The sequence below is a fragment of the Streptomyces sp. NPDC021562 genome (assembly GCF_040640875.1).
GTDB lineage: Bacteria > Actinomycetota > Actinomycetes > Streptomycetales > Streptomycetaceae > Streptomyces.
Genome location: NZ_JBFACN010000017.1, coordinates 38,640 through 54,428 on the forward strand (window position 1 = coordinate 38,640; position 15,789 = coordinate 54,428).

The 15,789-nt window shown below is 72.9% G+C and carries 15 protein-coding genes; 5 read left to right on the plus strand and 10 right to left on the minus strand.

What is annotated here, in order from left to right:
• The first annotated feature begins 52 nt into the window (after positions 1 to 52).
• A complete protein-coding gene (locus AB0G52_RS25785; protein WP_132892456.1) occupies positions 53 to 718 on the plus strand; it encodes a PAS domain S-box protein in 666 nt (221 codons plus the stop codon).
• On the opposite strand, the gene AB0G52_RS25790 is transcribed toward AB0G52_RS25785, so the two are convergent.
• A complete protein-coding gene (locus AB0G52_RS25790; protein WP_132892458.1) occupies positions 628 to 1,581 on the minus strand; it encodes a DUF3626 domain-containing protein in 954 nt (317 codons plus the stop codon). The two genes, AB0G52_RS25785 and AB0G52_RS25790, sit on opposite strands and share 91 nt — an antisense overlap.
• Positions 1,582 to 1,814: 233 nt before the next feature.
• Here AB0G52_RS25790 and AB0G52_RS25795 point away from each other — a divergent pair, with 233 nt between their 5' ends.
• The 3 genes from AB0G52_RS25795 to AB0G52_RS25805 all read left to right on the plus strand — a co-directional run bounded on the left by AB0G52_RS25795 (position 1,815) and on the right by AB0G52_RS25805 (position 5,478).
• A complete protein-coding gene (locus tag AB0G52_RS25795) occupies positions 1,815 to 3,071 on the plus strand; it encodes an FUSC family protein (protein WP_361338995.1) in 1,257 nt (418 codons plus the stop codon).
• A 66-nt stretch (positions 3,072 to 3,137) separates the two neighbouring features.
• On the plus strand, positions 3,138 to 4,166 hold the full coding sequence (locus AB0G52_RS25800) for a hypothetical protein (RefSeq protein ID WP_132892459.1): 1,029 nt from the start codon (positions 3,138 to 3,140) through the stop codon (positions 4,164 to 4,166).
• 109 nt (positions 4,167 to 4,275) lie between these two features.
• The gene (locus tag AB0G52_RS25805; RefSeq protein WP_361338999.1) at positions 4,276 to 5,478 is read left to right on the plus strand and encodes a lactonase family protein; all 1,203 of its coding nucleotides are present in this window, start codon (positions 4,276 to 4,278) and stop codon (positions 5,476 to 5,478) included.
• Here AB0G52_RS25805 and AB0G52_RS25810 read toward each other — a convergent pair.
• Positions 5,446 to 6,174: a DUF2470 domain-containing protein gene (locus tag AB0G52_RS25810; RefSeq protein WP_361339002.1), complete on the minus strand. Its 729-nt coding sequence runs from the start codon at positions 6,172 to 6,174 to the stop codon at positions 5,446 to 5,448. The two genes, AB0G52_RS25805 and AB0G52_RS25810, sit on opposite strands and share 33 nt — an antisense overlap.
• A gap of 92 nt (positions 6,175 to 6,266) precedes the next feature.
• Positions 6,267 to 6,872: a TetR/AcrR family transcriptional regulator gene (locus AB0G52_RS25815; RefSeq protein WP_132892463.1), complete on the minus strand. Its 606-nt coding sequence runs from the start codon at positions 6,870 to 6,872 to the stop codon at positions 6,267 to 6,269.
• A 107-nt stretch (positions 6,873 to 6,979) separates the two neighbouring features.
• On the opposite strand from AB0G52_RS25815, the gene AB0G52_RS25820 reads away from it, so the two are divergent.
• Complete coding sequence (locus tag AB0G52_RS25820) at positions 6,980 to 8,518, plus strand: cytochrome P450 (protein WP_361339005.1); 1,539 nt, start codon at positions 6,980 to 6,982, stop codon at positions 8,516 to 8,518.
• Here the strand turns inward: AB0G52_RS25820 and AB0G52_RS25825 are convergent.
• The 7 genes from AB0G52_RS25825 to rhaS form a co-directional block, all read right to left on the minus strand.
• The gene (locus tag AB0G52_RS25825) at positions 8,477 to 9,310 is read right to left on the minus strand and encodes a pentapeptide repeat-containing protein (protein WP_361339008.1); all 834 of its coding nucleotides are present in this window, start codon (positions 9,308 to 9,310) and stop codon (positions 8,477 to 8,479) included. The genes AB0G52_RS25820 and AB0G52_RS25825 overlap by 42 nt on opposite strands.
• Positions 9,311 to 9,345: 35 nt before the next feature.
• Positions 9,346 to 10,242, minus strand: a complete 897-nt coding sequence (gene sigJ, locus AB0G52_RS25830; protein ID WP_132892469.1) for an RNA polymerase sigma factor SigJ — start codon at positions 10,240 to 10,242, stop codon at positions 9,346 to 9,348.
• Between the two features lie 80 nt (positions 10,243 to 10,322).
• Positions 10,323 to 11,624 (minus strand): alpha/beta fold hydrolase, encoded by a 1,302-nt coding sequence (locus tag AB0G52_RS25835; RefSeq protein WP_361339011.1) that lies wholly within the window; start codon positions 11,622 to 11,624, stop codon positions 10,323 to 10,325.
• 97 nt (positions 11,625 to 11,721) lie between these two features.
• On the minus strand, positions 11,722 to 12,747 hold the full coding sequence (locus AB0G52_RS25840) for a LacI family DNA-binding transcriptional regulator (RefSeq protein ID WP_132892472.1): 1,026 nt from the start codon (positions 12,745 to 12,747) through the stop codon (positions 11,722 to 11,724).
• A 110-nt stretch (positions 12,748 to 12,857) separates the two neighbouring features.
• On the minus strand, positions 12,858 to 14,282 hold the full coding sequence (locus AB0G52_RS25845; protein ID WP_361339015.1) for a BNR repeat-containing protein: 1,425 nt from the start codon (positions 14,280 to 14,282) through the stop codon (positions 12,858 to 12,860).
• A gap of 27 nt (positions 14,283 to 14,309) precedes the next feature.
• The gene (locus tag AB0G52_RS25850) at positions 14,310 to 14,630 is read right to left on the minus strand and encodes an L-rhamnose mutarotase (RefSeq protein WP_361339018.1); all 321 of its coding nucleotides are present in this window, start codon (positions 14,628 to 14,630) and stop codon (positions 14,310 to 14,312) included.
• Positions 14,631 to 14,647: 17 nt separating this feature from the next.
• Positions 14,648 to 15,730: a rhamnose ABC transporter substrate-binding protein gene (gene rhaS, locus AB0G52_RS25855; RefSeq protein ID WP_132892478.1), complete on the minus strand. Its 1,083-nt coding sequence runs from the start codon at positions 15,728 to 15,730 to the stop codon at positions 14,648 to 14,650.
• Between the last annotated feature and the right edge of the window lie 59 nt (positions 15,731 to 15,789).

A 15,789-nucleotide genomic window follows, 5' to 3' on the forward strand; every position in this document is an offset into this window, starting at 1 on the left:
GCCTCTGACCTGGGTGGCCGCCTTGGATGAGGGTGAGAGGAGCGGTGGTGGCATGGCGACGGGCGGGCTCGACGGCGTGGTGTGGCGCAATCGCGCGCTGACGCTGTTCGACCGGGTGGCGGTGCCGGTGGCGGTGTGCGACGTGTACGGGCTGGTGGTGCTCGCCAACCCGGCTATGGCCGCCGAGTGCGGTACCACCCCGGGGCGGCTGCGCGGCCGGGACGTGCTGGAGCTGTTCCGGCCGCAGGAGGAGGCCCAGGTGGAGCGGATCGCCGAGGCGCTGCGGCTGCGGCACCGCTCGCGCTACCAGGTGTCGGTGCGCTGGCAGGCTCCCCACGGGGCCGAGCGGTACGGGGAGCTGACGGCGGACCCGGTGAGCGAGTCCGTGGGCGGGACACCGTCGCTGCTGGTGATGCTGCGGGTGGCCGGCGAGCAGGAGGCGCCCGGGACGGGGCCCGCGCGGGTCAGCCCGGTCGAGGGCCGGGTGCTGGCCCTGCTGGCCCGGGGTGCCACCACCGCCCAGGCCGCCCGTGAACTGGGTCTGACCAGGGACGGCGTCGCCTACCACCTGCGCCGCCTGTCGGCCCGCTGGGACGCGGCCAACCGCACCGAACTGGTCGCGCGCGCCTATGCCTTGGGCGTGCTCAGACCGGGCGTGTGGCCGCCGGACCCGGCCGGGTCGCGGGCCTCGGCCGGACCGCGGACCTCGGCCGAGTAGGCCGTGCCCGCGCCTTCCGGGGCGCCGAAGCGGGCCAGGGTGTGCCACACCATTTTCAGGTCCTGCACCTCGTACCTGCCGGTGCGGGCCGCGTCTCCGATGATCCGGGGGTCGACGACGCCCTTCTGTGCGATCCGGGCGCCCAGTTCGGCGTACTCGGCGCCCCGGTAGTCGGCATGGCGGCGCAGCTCCGGCACGCTGAGCCGGTAGCCGGGGTGCCACTCGACCGGGAACGGCAGCGACCGGGCGGCCCGCTCCACGGGGGTGCCCCGGTAGCAGGCGTCCAGGACGAGGGCCTCCACGTCCCGGTCGAGCCGTACCCCGCCGTGCACCTGGGTCTCGATGTAGTCGTTGAGGGCGTCCTGCTCGTCGGCCTCGGCCAGGGCGATGAGGTGGGTTCCGGCGGCCACTCCGAAATCCGTCGGCTCGGCCGCGCTGTCGGGGTAGCAGAAGGTGGCCCGGTGCAGTGCCGGACCGGTCAGCCGCAGGTGCGAGGAGCCGAACCGCGGGGCCGCGCCCACGACCTGGCGGCGGAAGTTCAGCGCCCCGTACACCGGACGCTCGGCGGGGTCGGCGTCGTCGTAGCTCCCGCCGAAGATCCGGCTCTCCCAGCGCCGGCGGTCGCCGCCGGGGTGCGCGGTGAGCCCGCCGTTGCTGGTGCCGGTGACGAACTGCGAGTGGTAGGCGCCGTCTCGGGCCAGCGAGCGCAGGATCGGCCGTCCGGCGGACAGCCGGTCGGGGTGGAAGTTGAGGGTGATCCGCAGACCGGGGTCGAGGGCCGGTCCGGAGGACAGCGCGGCCACATGACGCAGCGCCGCGACGGCCCGCACCGACCCGAGGTCCGCGAAGTCCGCGCGTCCCATCCGTCACCCCCTGCGCTCCGCCCGGCGCGCGCTGCCCGCGGCCCGCTCCCGGTGTCCGCCGACCGTATCCGATCACGCTCGTGCGGGGCGCGGCGATTTTCCACGCGCGCCTCACGGGGATCCGGCCGCCGGGCACCCTCCGTAATCGGCTGTGGTCACCCAGGCACTAGCGCGCGTGAGTGATCTGTGGACAATACGTTCGACGTGCCGCGCGAGTGGGAACAGGCCAAGGGATGCAAGACGTACGGAAGTGGGCCGAGAGCCTGCCGCGGCTGTTGCGGCGGCATCGGGACCCGGTGGTCGTCCAGACGCTGCGATCGGCCACAGCGGCCACGATCGCCTACGTCGTCGCGCTCCGCCTGAGCCCGGAACCGGCGCCCCTCACCGCCCCGCTGACCGCGCTGCTGGTCGTGCAGGTGACCCTGTACGCCACTTTGACCAACGGTTTCCGCCGGGTCAACGCGGTGGTGGCCGGTGTGCTGGTCGCCATCGCCTTCAGCCAGCTGGTGGGGCTGACCTGGTGGAGCCTGGCGCTGTTGATCGTGGCCTCGCTGGGGGTGGGGCACCTGGTGCGCGTCGACGAGTACATCCCCGAGGTGGCGATCAGCGCCATGCTGGTGCTCGGGGTCACCACGATCAGCAGTACGGCCTGGGCGCGGATCGTGGAGACCCTGATCGGCGCGGTGGTCGGCATGGCCTGCAATCTGCTGCTGCCGCCCCCGGTGTGGGTCGACGAGGCCGGGGAGTCCATCGAGGGGCTGGCCCGCCGGCTGCGCCAGCTGATGCTGCGCATGGGCGACGAGGCGGCGGAGCTCACCCCGTGGCAGCGGGCCGCCGAGCGGCTGCACGAGGCCCGACGGCTCGATCACGCGATCATCGAGGTGGACGCGGCGCTGCGGCAGGCCGAGGACAGCCTGCGGCTCAATCCCCGGGTCAGGGAGGGGCTGCTGCACCGCGTGGTGCTGCGCACCGGCCTGGACACGCTGGAGATCTGCACGGTCGTGCTGCGCGTGCTGGCCCGGACCTTCACTGACCTCGCCAAGGCCCGCGAACCCGAACCGATGTTCGCGTCCGACTCCGGGGCGGCCGTGGAGCAGCTGCTCTCCCAGATCGCCGACGCCGTGGTCAGCTTCGCGGTGCTGGTCACCACGAGCATCAGCGAGAACGCGGAGTCGGCCGAGGCCCGGCTGGCCGCCGAGCTGCACACCGCGACCGGCACCCGTGACAAGCTCGCCGAACTGCTCCAGGACGAGATCCGCCGCGACGACCGGAACTGGCAGCTGCTCGGTGCCGTGCTGACCGAGGTCAACCGGATGATCGACGAGCTGGACACCGAGCACCGCACCCGCCGGCTGCTGGAGGAGCTGGACCGGGTCTCCGGCGAACAGCGCGCCAAGCGGCCGCCGTGGCTGACCTGGCTGCGTGAGCGCGTCGGGGTGCCGGAGCAGCTGCGGCGGAACCGGACGGGTGGTCCGGGGCGTTCTCTGTGAGGGACGCGGACGGACCGTACGGCACGGTGCCGGACGGCGCTGCGGGACGGGGAAGGGGGCACGCCGGTGACGGACGCGGCGGTGCGGATCGACGGGAACACTCTGCGGCTGCCCGGCGGGGCGGCGGTGCGGTTCGTCCGCACGCTGCGGCTGCCGGAGACGGGCACGCACCCGCTGCCGCCGGGACTGGGCGAGTTCCCGGTCCGGCGGGTTGCCGACCATCCGGACACGGTCCCGCCCGAGTGGCGGGCCCGGGGCGGTGTGATGCTGCCGGTGTACCTGCGCGAGGCGATGTGGCTGAGCTTCGCGGGTTCGGCGCGGCCTGTGGCTCTCCAGGTCGGCGTGGGCAAGGTGTGCGCGGTGTCCGGCAAGCCGTGGAGCGACCGGCTCTCGCAGCGGCCGCAGAACTACCTGGTCCTGCCCCGGCAGCCGTGGCTGGACGGCATCAACTCCGGCAAGGGCACGGTCCGCCAGTTCGTGTCGGTGCCGCTCGGCCTGGGTGCGACGGTGGAGGGGCAGGTCACCGGCGAGGAGGTGTGGGGCGGGGTGCAGCTCCAGTCCTTCCCGCTGTCCGAGGAGGCGCTCGCCGCGTACCACCGTCAGGAGCGGCTGCGGCGGGAGCGGCTGGTCCGCAAGCGGACCCGCAACTCACGCTCGGCCGGGAGCTTCGGCGCGGCGATGCCCCTGGCGGCGGCCGCGCCCGGAGCGGCTCCGGCGGCGATGGGTCTGGGCGTCGGCGGGTCGATGCGCCAGGAGGTGTACACGGACGACCGGCCGCTGCGGGACTGGGCCGAAACCCCGGCGGGGCGCGTGTTCGTGCACCTGGTCACTCCCCCGCAGTGGCGCCGGATCACGGGAGAGGCGCCCCCGCCGTCCCCGGTGGACCGGTCCGCGTACACCCGTGCGGGCCTGCCCTGGTACGACTACTACGACGAGGACGCCCGGGATCTCGCCCCCACGGACACCCTGCGCGCGGTGAAACCGGTCGGTGACTGGCTCGGCGACGACCTGGAGCCGTGGCAGCAGCCGTCCCCGGAGCAGGTGGTCCCGCTCAAGGACGCGGCGGACAAGCCGGTGGAGGACGGCGACTGGTAATACCAGCGTTGCACCATGCGCAACGCGCGTTGCCTTTCTTGCGCTCGGCCGTGGCCGCACGCCAAGGTTGCCGTGACGACGGGGGTGACCGACGACCTGAGGTGCGGGCATGGGCAGTGGTACGGAGGCGGCGCGCGGCGGCTGGAGCAGGCGCCGGTTCGTCGGCGCGGTGGCGGGCGCCGCGGCGGTGGTGGCGGTCCCGGCCCCGGCGGCGTCGCCGGCCCAGGAGCCCCGCGCCGCGCCCCGCCCGGCGGCGAAGTCCTCGGAGCAGCCGGCCTCCGGCCCCCGCCCGCTCCATGTCGGCACCTACACCTCCGTGACCGGCGGGGGCGCCGGCATCGGCCTCGCCGAGTACGACCCGGCGACCGGCGAGATCACCGGAACCGGCACGCTCACCGGCGTCGCCGACCCGTCCTACCTGGCCGTGCACCCGGACGGCCGCACGCTGTACGCGGTGGACGAGCAGCCGGACGGGGGCGTGACCGCCGTACGCCTCGCGGACCGCAAGGTGCTCGGCCGCCGAAGCACGGGCGGGGCGGGACCGTGTCACCTCTCGGTGCACCCCACCGGCCGCTGGCTGCTGAGCGCCAACTACACCTCGGGCAGCGTGGCCGTGCACCCGATCGACGCCACGGGCGCCCTCGGCGAGCGCACGGCCCTGGTCACGCACACCAGTCCGGCGCCCGGACCCGGTCAGCAGGGCCCGCACGCCCACCAGGTCCTCACCAGCCCGGACGGCGGGCACGTCCTCGCCGTCGACCTGGGCACGGACACCGTCTACGGCTACCGTCTCGACCCCGCGACGGGCACGCTCACCGAGGTCTCACAGGCGCACACGAAGCCGGGGGCTGGCCCGCGGCATCTGACCTTCCACCCCGGCGGACGGTACGCGTACCTGGCCGACGAGGTGGCCGACACGGTCACGGTGTGCGGTTACGACCCGGCCGAGGGGCGGCTCACGGTCGGCGAGCCGCAGTCCTCCGGCAGCAGGGCGGGCGCCACCAACTACCCGGCCCAGATCCTGGTCACCGCGGACGGCGCCCACGCCTATCTCGCCAACCGGGGCGACAACACGCTGGCGCGGTACGCGGTCGAGGCCGACGGCGCCCGGTTGCGGCTGATCGGCACGGTGCCGGTGCACGGGGACTTCCCCCGCCAGATCGCCTTCTCGCCCGACGGCCGGCTGCTGTTCGCGGCCAACCAGCGGTCCGGCACGGTGAGCGTCTTCACCGTGGACGCGGGCAGCGGTGCGCTCCGGCTCGCGGGCGCGCCGTTCGCGTCACCGGTCGCCGTCTGCGCGCTGCCGCTGTAGCGTCCGCGGGCAGGACGCGGCGGCTGCCCGGGCCAGCAGGACGTGGACGCGTTCGGTGAGCTGCGCGACGTCGTCGGCGGACGCGTGGAAGGGGAGCCGTACGTCGCCGTGGGTCCGGGTGCGTTCGATGCGCAGGATCAGCCCGTGCCGGTCCACGGCGAGGGGCCGTACGCGGGTCGCGGCGTGCAGGCTCTCCGGCGCGACGAGCCGGGTGAGCCGTTCGACGGCGTCCGGGTGGGCGTCGGCGAGGTGGGTCAGCAGTCCCGCCTCGGCGGCGGCCAGCGGGTCGGGGCGCGCGGCGGCGAACTCGTCGAGGTCGACGACCACCGCGCCGGAGGGCCGGCGCAGCACCACGCGGGTGGGGCGGAGGACGAGGTGTCCGTCAGCGGGCACGAACCAGCCGGCCATCCAGAGCCGGGCACGGATCCGGTCCCGTACCGGGACGGGTGCCACGTCGGCGAACTCCAGCACCGCGGACGGCTCCCCGCGCGGCGCGCAGAGCGCCGCCGCGCGCAGGACGCCGTCCTCGGGCGCGCGCAGCAGCACCCGGCCGTCGTCGGCGACGGTGTGCGCGCCGCACAACTCCTCGCGTCCGCCGTCCGCGGTGACCCTGCACGACCACGCGACGGCCAGCAGGGAGCGGGCCTGCTCCGCCGCGCCGGGCCCGGCCGACCGGACCGCCTGTTCGCCACCCATCCAGAACCTCCATTAGGTAAGCCTCACCTAACCTAGCGGAGTCCGAGGGGTACGCCAACAGCGCCCCCGGGAGGCAGGGAGTGTCCGGCACGTCAGGAGATGACACCCAGCAGGGCCCGCGCACACAGGTCCCGCACCTGTTCGCGCGTCAGCTCCTCGGTGCGCAGCCACTCCAGGCAGACGTGCGTGGTGAAGGCGAGCCAGCCGCGCACCGCGAGGCGGGCGTCGGGGCGCCGCGCCAGAGCGGGACCGAACTCCGGGTCGGCGGCGAGGGCGGCGAGGATCTGACGCTCCTGGGCGGTCTGGGCCTGCCGGTACACCCGGCGCACCGCCTGGTCGCCGGAGGCCTCGGCGCGGTGGAAGGCACGGAAGCCGTGGGCGTGGGCACGGACGTAGTCGAGGTAGACGTCGAGGCCCGCGGCGAGCTGCTCCCGGGCGGGGACGCCGGGCTCGGCCGCCGTCATCCGCAGCATCCGCTCACTCTCCCGCTGCACCACCGCCGCGAAGAAATCCCGCTTGGTCGGAAAATAGTGGTACAGCAGACCGCGGGAGACCCCCGCGATCTCGGCGACCTGCTCGATCCACACGTCGTCGTACGGGCTCTCGGAGAAGAGCCGGGCCCCGACCGAGAGGAGTTGCTCACGGCGCTCCGCGGTGCTGAGTCTGCGGCGGCTGCGCTCACCCTGGTTCGCGACCATGTCGGCACTTTACTTGACGCGGGTTCAACAACGGGACGAGACTGGGCCGCCTATTGAACCCACGTACAACTGACTCAACGTGCCGCAGCATCAAGGGAGATCGCGTCATGGCGGAGACGGTCACGCAGCCGGGGACGGGCACCGGCGGCCCGCTGCCCAAGGGGTTCCGGGGCGCCGAGCAGGGCTGGCCCGAGCTGCACCGGATACCGCACCCGCCGCGCCGGCTGCCGTTCCTCGGTGACGTCCTCGGTGTCGACCGGCGCACCCCGGTCCAGGACTCGATGCGTCTCGCCGGGCAGCTGGGCCCGATCTTCCGCCGTAAGGCGTTCGGCAACGAGTTCGTGTTCGTGTGGGGCGCCCGGCTCGCCGCCGACATGGCCGACGAGTCACGGTTCGCCAAGCACGTCGGCCTGGGCGTCGCCAACCTTCGCCCGGTCGCCGGGGACGGCCTGTTCACGGCGTACAACCACGAGCCGAACTGGCAGCTCGCGCACGACGTCCTCGCTCCCGGTTTCAGCCGGGAGGCCATGGCGGGCTACCACGCCATGATGGTGTCGGTGGCGGGCCGGCTGACCGACCACTGGGACCGGGAGCAGGCCGCCGGGCACTGGGTCGACGTGCCCGGGGACATGACCAAGCTGACCCTGGAGACGATCGCGCGCACCGGGTTCGGACACGACTTCGGCTCGTTCGAACGGGACCGCCCGCACCCCTTCGTGACCGCGATGATCGGCACGCTCAGCTACGCGCAGCGCCTCAACAGCGTGCCCTCACCGCTGGCCCCGCTGCTGCTGCGGGAGGCGTCGCGGCGCAACGCGGCCGACATCGCCTTCCTCGACCGCACGGTCGACGACCTGGTCGCCGAGCGGCGGCGGACCGGCGGCGGGCAGGGCGACCTCCTGGACCGGATGCTGGAGACGGCCCACCCGGAGACGGGTGAGCGGCTGTCCGCCGAGAACGTGCGCCGCCAGGTGATCACCTTCCTGGTGGCCGGCCACGAGACCACCTCCGGCGCGCTCTCCTTCGCCCTGCACTACCTCGCCCTGCACCCCGAGATCGCCGCCCGGGCCGCCGCCGAGGTGGACCGGGTCTGGGGCGACACCCCCGCGCCGGGCTACGACCAGGTCGCCAAGCTGCGCTATCTGCGCCGGGTCCTCGACGAGTCGCTGCGGCTGTGGCCCACCGCCCCCGCCTTCGCCCGCGAGGCCCGCCGGGACACCGTGCTCGCCGGGGAACACCCGATGCGCCGGGGCGGCTGGGCGCTGGTCCTGACGCCGATGCTGCACCGGGACCCGGAGGTGTGGGGTCCGGACACCGAGCGCTTCGACCCGGACCGTTTCGAGCCGAAGGCCGCGCGGGGCCGCGCCCCGCACACCTTCAAGCCGTTCGGTACGGGCGCCCGCGCCTGCATCGGCCGCCAGTTCGCACTGCACGAGGCCACCCTGGTCCTCGGTCTGCTGCTGCGCCGCTACGAGCTGACGCCCGACCCCGGCTACCGGCTGAAGGTGACCGAGCGGCTGACGGTCATGCCGGAGCGGCTGCGACTGCGGCTCGAACGGCGCCGCCCCGCCCCGGCGCCGGCGCCCGTGCCGGACACGTCCGCCTCAGCGGGCGGCGGCTGCCCAGTGCACGGGGCGGGTGACTGACTCCGGCAGCCGGGTCCCGGCACTCCCCCGCGCCGCGTCGGCCTGCGGCTGGGTCAGGAAGAACGCACCCGTGAGGTCCGCGTCGGTGAGATCGGCGTCGCGCAGGTCGGCTCCGATCAGGTCCGTGTCGCGCAGATCCGCCCCGGTGAGGTCGGCCGCGATGAGGTAGGCCCCGCGCAGGCTCACGCCCCGCAGGTCGGCTCCCCTGAGCCGGGCGCCCATCAGATCCGCGCCCCGCCGGTCCTTCCGGCGCCCCCGGACCGCCGCGCGGGCCAGCTCACTGGCGCGCAGCAGCAGCACGTCGGCCTCCCGCCGGTGCGCGGCCACGTCCAGGGCGGCGAGTTCGCCGGGCGTCCCGAGGGCCAGTGCCTCGACGGTCCCCAGCAGCGTCCGCAGTTCGCCGTGGACGGGACGCGCGGCGGGCAGGTCGAGCGCGGCCGTGAGATACCAGAGCAGCTCGTGCAGCTGTCGTACGACCGGGAAGGCGTCGAACATCCAGCGGGCCTGCTGCGCGGAGCCGGTGCGCCAGTCCTGGCCGCCGAAGGTCACCTGGGACACCCGCTGACCCGCGCCGAAGCAGTCGTAGACGGTGCAGCCGGGGAAGCCCTGCTGCCGCAGCTCGGCATGGATGCCGCAGCGGTGGTCGCCGCCGAGGTTCCGGCAGGGCGTCCCGGCGGGCTTGGACACCGCGAAGTCGGCGGAGGCGGTGAACGGCAGGGCGACGCAGCACAGCCCGAAGCAGCGGGAGCAGTCCCCGCGCAGCCGCGACCGGTCGGACATCTGTTCTGGCATCGAACCAGTTTACTGACCTGCGCACACGCGGGGCGTCAGTCCTCCCTGGCGGTGAACTCCAGGCGGTCCAGCCGCTCGGGGTCGGCGAGGATGTACATCCCGGTGATCCGGCCGTCCTCGACGGTGACCGCCATGACCGACCGCGGGCCGCCCTCCGGCGCGTTGACCAGGCCCACCGCGCCGTTGACCAGAGCGAGCCGGGCGGTGCCGGCGAACTGCCGGAAGGTGAAGGCCCCTTCGGCCACCGGCCGGGCCCCGCGCACCGCCTTGGAGGCGGCCGCGCCGCGCACCAGGGCACCCGAGTCGACGCGCAGCACCACGTCCGGGTGGAGCAGGGCGAGCAGTGCCTCGAAGTCACCGCCACGGGAGGCGGCCAGGAAGGCCTCCAGGACCTGACGCTGCCGGCCCAGGTCGGGGTCGGCCGACGGGGCGGCGCCCTGCACCCGGCGGCGGGCCCGGCTGGCCAGCTGCCGGGTCGCCGCCGGGGTGCGTTCCACGATCGGCGCGATGTCGTCGAAGGGCACCGCGAACATGTCGTGCAGGACGAACGTCAGCCGCTCGGCGGGCTCCAGCGTCTCCAGGACGATCAGCAGGGCGAGCCCCACCGAGTCGGCCTGGAGCACCTCCTGTTCGGGGTCGATGCTCGTGAGCGGCCTGATCACCGGATCCGGGACGAAGGTGTCGTCCATCGGCTGCTCGCGGCGCGCCGTGCGGGAGCGCAGCAGGTCGAGGCAGACCCGGCCGACCACGGTGGTCAGCCAGCCGCCCAGGTTCCTGATCTCGTCCGTGTCGGTGCGTCCGAGCCTGAACCACGCCTCCTGGACCGCGTCCTCGGCCTCGGCGACCGAGCCCAGCATCCGGTAGGCCACCGCACGCAGGTGGTCGCGGTGCTCCTCGAAGCGCGCGGCGAGTCGTTCCGTGTCCGTGGTCATGTCCCCCGTGCCTCCCCTGTCGGCCGATCAGTCCATCCTGGCCCGTCGCGCCGTCATCCGCGTTCCTTCGGGGGCGTGTTTCACGCCTCGTCCCTTGCCAGGGCCAGCAGCCGGTCCAGTACCCGCGGCGCCCCGGTGCGCAGTCCGTCGTGCTCGAACTCGTCGGTGACCCAGGTGCGCAGACCCCGGACGGCCCGGGCGGTCCGCAGCGAGTGCCCGGCGTCGACGTACAGGTCGTCGTGGTAGACCGCGGCGGCGACCGGGACCTCGTTCACGGCGAGGCGGGCCGGGTCGTACAGCGGCTGCCAGTCGGTGCGGGCGGCGAGCAGTTCCGCGGCCTCCTTCAGCGGACGCAGTGCCGGGTCGGTGTCGAACACCCAGGGGTGCACGGTCTCGCCGGTGAAGAGCACCGGGGTGTCGCCCGCGAGCGACTTGGCCGCGTCGAACTGCGGGAACTCGGCGCGGACCCGCTCGGCCGCCCAGGCGGTGGGGCGCGTGTCCTGGCCGTAGAGGGGCTCGTGCAGGAGGGCGTAGAGCGGGTTGCCCGCGTACGACAGGAGGCCCTGGACCTGTTCCTGGAAGGCGTCGGAGAGTTCGGCGCCGGCCGGGGTGCGGACGAACGCGTCCTCCAGGAGGAAGTGCAGGCGGTGGCTGCCGTCGCTCATGCCGAGCATCAGGCCGAGGGACTGGAAGGCCTCGACGGTGAGCCGGTAGCCGTTCGGCAGCACCGTCTCGTGGTCGAGGAGGTGCTCGGCGATCCGGCGGGCCCGCTCGACGTCCATCGGATAGCGCGCGTAGTGCGCGGCGACCTTGCGCTCCATGCGCGGGTAGGCGGCCCGGTAGACGTCGTCGGCGTGCGCGTCGAGGGCGGGCAGACCGCCGGTGATCACGGAGGTGCTGAGCCCCTCGGGGAAGAACGACAGGTAGGTCAGGGTGCAGAAGCCGCCGAAGCTCTGGCCCAGGGTGGTCCAGGGTGCACCGCCGGTGATCCCCGGGCGGATCGCCTCGCAGTCCCGGACGATCGAGTCGGCACGGAACCGGGCCAGGTGGTCGGCCTGGGCGGCCGGGCCGCCGCGCAGCGGGAGGGTCTGCCGGTTGACCGGGGTGGAGCGGCCGGTGCCGCGCTGGTCGAGCAGGAGGACGCGGTACTCCTTCAGGGCCCGGTCAAGCCAGGCCTGCCGTCCGACGAAACGATTCGCTCCGAAACCGGGTCCCCCCTGGAGGTAGAGCAGCCAGGGCAGTTCCCGGTCCGCCTTGTCGCTCGCGACCGCCTCCCGCGCGTAGAGCTCGATGGTCTCGCCGCCGGGGTCGGCGTGGTCCAGCGGCACGGTGAAGTGGCGGTCGGTGAGGACGACGCCGGGCTGGCGGTAGCTGAGGCTCAACGGTTCTCCCGGGACGGTCGGACGGACGCGTCCCAGTTCAGCACATGTCAGACGGTGGTCTGCCCCCGGGATCACGCAATCGTTACTGAATCTCCGATCAGCGGGCGGCGAGGCTGGAGCGGCGGACCACGAGTTCCGGCTGGAGCACCACCCGGCGGTGCTCGTGGGGGCGCTGTCCGTCGTGTTCCTCGGTCTCCTCCAGGAGGAGGTCCGCGGCCATGGCGCCCATGGTGACGGCTGGCTGGCGCACGGAGGTGAGCGGGACGGCGGCGGCCGCGGCGAACTCGATGTCGTCGTAGCCCACGATGGCCAGGTCGTCGGGGACGACCACGCCGGCCGCGTACATCGCCTGGAGGACGCCGAGGGCGAGCAGGTCGTTGGCGCAGAAGACCGCGGTGGGCCGGTCGGAGAGGCCGAGCAGCCGGGCCCCCGCGTCCCGGCCCGCGGCCACGTCGAGCCGCTCGGTGGGCAGCTCGCGCAGCGCGTCGGGACTGAGCCCTGCCTCGGCCAGGGCGTTCAGCGCGCCGGTGCGGCGGTCGCGCACCTGGTTGAACCCCGGCGGTCCGCTGACGTACGCGAGGGAGCGGTGGCCGGCGTCCACGAGGTGCCGGACGGCCAGCGCGCCGCCCGCGACGTCGTCGACGCTGACCGAGCACTCGGTGGTGCCCTCCGCGACCCGGTCGACCAGCACGAAGGGGATGCCGTGCCGGCGGAACGCCTCGATGTTGCGGCCGGTGGCGTCCGCCGGGGTGAGCAGGACGCCGCGCACCCGCTGCTCGGCGAAGAGCGCGAGGTACTCGGCCTCCTCACCGGCGCTCTGCGCGCTGTTGCAGACCATCACGCCGAGTCCGGCGTCGCGTGCCGCCCGCTCGGCGCCCCGGGCGACGTCCACGAAGAACGGGTTGCCCATGTCGAGGACGAGCAGCCCCATGATCCGGCTGCGGCCCGCGCGCAGCTGCCGCGCGGACTCGCTGCGGACGTAGCCGAGCCGCTCTATCGCCGACTGCACCCGCGCCCGCGTCTCACTGGCGACCGTGTCCGGGCGGTTGATGACGTTGGAGACCGTACCCACCGACACTCCGGCGGCGCGGGCGACGTCCTTGATACCCACCGACTGGGCCATCGGGCGGAGACCTCCAGGAAAACGCGGGCGGCGGGAAGACCCTCACACCGGGCGGCGAATCCGTCCCGGGAAGGGCTTCACATTACGACATGACTCGCATACGGAGCCGGTCAGGCGGGCAGGGCGAAGTCGACGACATGGAGCGCCGAGGGGGTCGTACCGCTCGACGTCTCCTGGTACATGAACGACAGCACGCCGTCCGCCTCGACCCGCAGCTCGTCGATCACCACCTCGCCGAAGGCGTTCAGGTCGCTCCCGTCGTACAGCAGCGCCCAGTCGGTGTACCCGGAGGACCTGGAGGCGCCGGCGATCCGGCCGTGGGGAAAGACCGCGTAGGCGTTGTCGTACCGGTCCAGGACCAGCTTGGTGCGCTGGCTGGAGTTCAGGGCGACGGGAATCTCGGTCTTCTGCCAGGTGCCGGCGGAGTTCTTGCGGACGTGGAAGGCGCGTCCATGGGCGGTGCGGTCGGCGACGTAGTCCGTCGTGCACTGTCCGAAGCGGCCGGGGACGTAGCTGATGATCGCGTGCGGGAGGCCGGCGGAGTCCGTCCACTGGCTCTCCTGGTTCATCAGGGAGTGGTCGGGGTCGAGGGGGTCGACGACCAGACCGGAGTCGGTGACGGCGACGGTGTCCGAGGTGCCGGTGGTGGCGACCAGGGCGCCGGCGTCGTTGCGCCAGGTGCGGCCGCGGTCGGCGGAGTAGACGTAGCCGGTGTCGTGGTTGGTGATGCCACCGCTGTCGCACAGCACGGACGCCGACTGCTCACGCCAAGTGAAGAAGGCGTGCAGCCGCCCGTGGACGTCGTAGTCGATGCCGTGCAGGTACATGTTCCGGGCGGTGCTGGAGCCGTGCGCGCTGGTGTAGGTCCCGGTGGAGCCGCTCCACTCCCCCAGCGTGGTCCAGCGCGCACCGTCGTACTCCGCGAGGGCGTTGCGGCCGTTCCCGGAGATCCCCACCCGGTAGCTGAGCTGCAGCTTCCCCTCGGGTGTCGCGATGAACTGCGGATAGGTGAACTGCGAGGTCAGCGACACTCCGTCGAGGGAGGTCTGGACGGCGCCGAAGACGGCCGAGGTCCACGCCGTGGCGGCGGGGTCGTCGAGCAGCCCGGCGACCGACTTCACGTAGAAGAAGCCGTCGCTGTGGGAGTCCATGGTGATGTGGAGGCGGCCGTCGGCCTTCGAGACGCCCATCGAGATGACGTTGTGCGAGTCGCTGGACTTCAGCCGGTGGGCGAGGGTGACGGTCGCCCAGGAGGAGCCGTCGAGCACCCGGCGGCCGATCACCGCGGAGCCGGTCGAGGTGTACCAGGCGGCGTACTGGTGGCCCTTGTAGGTGAACAGGCCGTTCTTCTGGAAGGAGTTGTTGTTGACCAGCCCGTCGTAGGAGACGAAGAAGATCGCCTGGGCGTCGAGCAGCGTGCTCTGCTTCTTGTGCACCGACGGTCCGGGGTCGGCCGCGCGGGCCGGGCCGGCGGCGAGGGCGGGGGCGGCCGCGGTGCCGAGGAGGGCGGCACCGAGGACGGTACGTCTTTTCACGAGCGGCTCCTGGGGGGCGGACGTGCGTCAGGCGAGGTGGAACACTTCGGTGAGCGGTTTCATCGCCTCGTCGGGGCGGGCGCCGTCGAGGGACTCGAAGAAGGGGCCCATCTCGGCCTGCCAGCGGGCGTTGACCTCGGTGGCCTCCATGCCGGCGCGGGCGGCCTCGAAGTCCTCGGTCTCCAGGTAGCCCACGAGCAGGCCGTCGTCGCGCAGGAAGAGCGAGTAGTTGTGCCAGCCGGTGGCGGAGAGCGCCTCGCGCATCTCCGGCCACACGGCGGCGTGGCGTTCGCGGTACTCGGCGATGCGGTCCTGCCGGACCTTGAGGAGGAAACAGACACGCTGCATGAAGTACCGCTCCCGCCTCAGAAGTTGAACTGGTCGATGTTCTTCGCGTCGAACACGGTCGGCTTGCCGAGGTTGATCACGCCGTCCTTGCCGATGGTGTACGTGGTGTCGCCGGCCTTGAAGGTCTCGCCCTCCTTGCCGGTGATCTGCCCGGAGGCGAGCGCGACGGCGGTACGGGCGGCGAGGTCGCCGAGCTTGGCGGGGTCCCACAGCTCGAAGGCGTCGACGGTGCCGTTCTTGACGTACTGGCGCATGTCGTTGGGCGTGCCCAGACCGGTCAGCTTGACCTTGCCCTTGTACTTGGAGCCGGACAGGTACTGGGCGGCGGCCTTGATGCCGACGGTGGTCGGGGAGATGATCCCCTTCAGGTTCGGGTACTGCTGGAGCAGGCCCTGGGTCTGCTGGAAGGAGGCCTGGGCGTCGTCGTTGCCGTAGGCGATCTTGACGAGCTTGACGTCCTTGTACTTGGGGTCCTTCAGCTCGTCCTTCATGAACCCGATCCAGGTGTTCTGGTTCGTGGCGGTCTGCGCGGCGGACAGGATCGCGATCTCGCCCTTGTACCCGATCTGCTGGGCGAGCAGCTGCACCTCGGTACGGCCCAGGTCCTCGGCGCTGGCCTGCGAGACGAAGGCGTTGCGGCAGCCGGCGTTGGTGTCGGAGTCGTAGGTGACGACCTTGATGCCGTTGCTCATGGCCTGCTTGAGCGCCGTGCACAGGGCGCCGGGGTCCTGCGCCGACACCGCCATCGCGTTGACCTGCTGCTGGGTGAGGGTGTTGACGTACGACACCTGCCCGGAGGTGTCGGTGGCGCTGGACGGACCGACCTCCTTGTACTTGTTGCCCAGTTCGGTGAGCGCCTTCTCGCCGCCCTTGTCGGCGGAGGTGAAGTAGGGGTTGTTGACCTGCTTGGGCAGGAACCCGACGGTGAGCCCCTTCTTGAGCGCGGCGTTCGGGTCGGCCTTGGCGGTGGAGCCGGCCGCGGCCGACTCGTCACCGCCCGAGTTGTTCTTGGTGGTGCCGCCGCAGGCGGTGGCGGCGAGGGCGAGGGAGGACACGGCGGCGAGAGCCACGGCGGCACGCCGGAGGGAGGACTTACGCATGACGGGTTCCTTTGCAAGAAGGGTTCAGGAGAGCGCCCCGTCAGGGGCGCTGGGGGTAC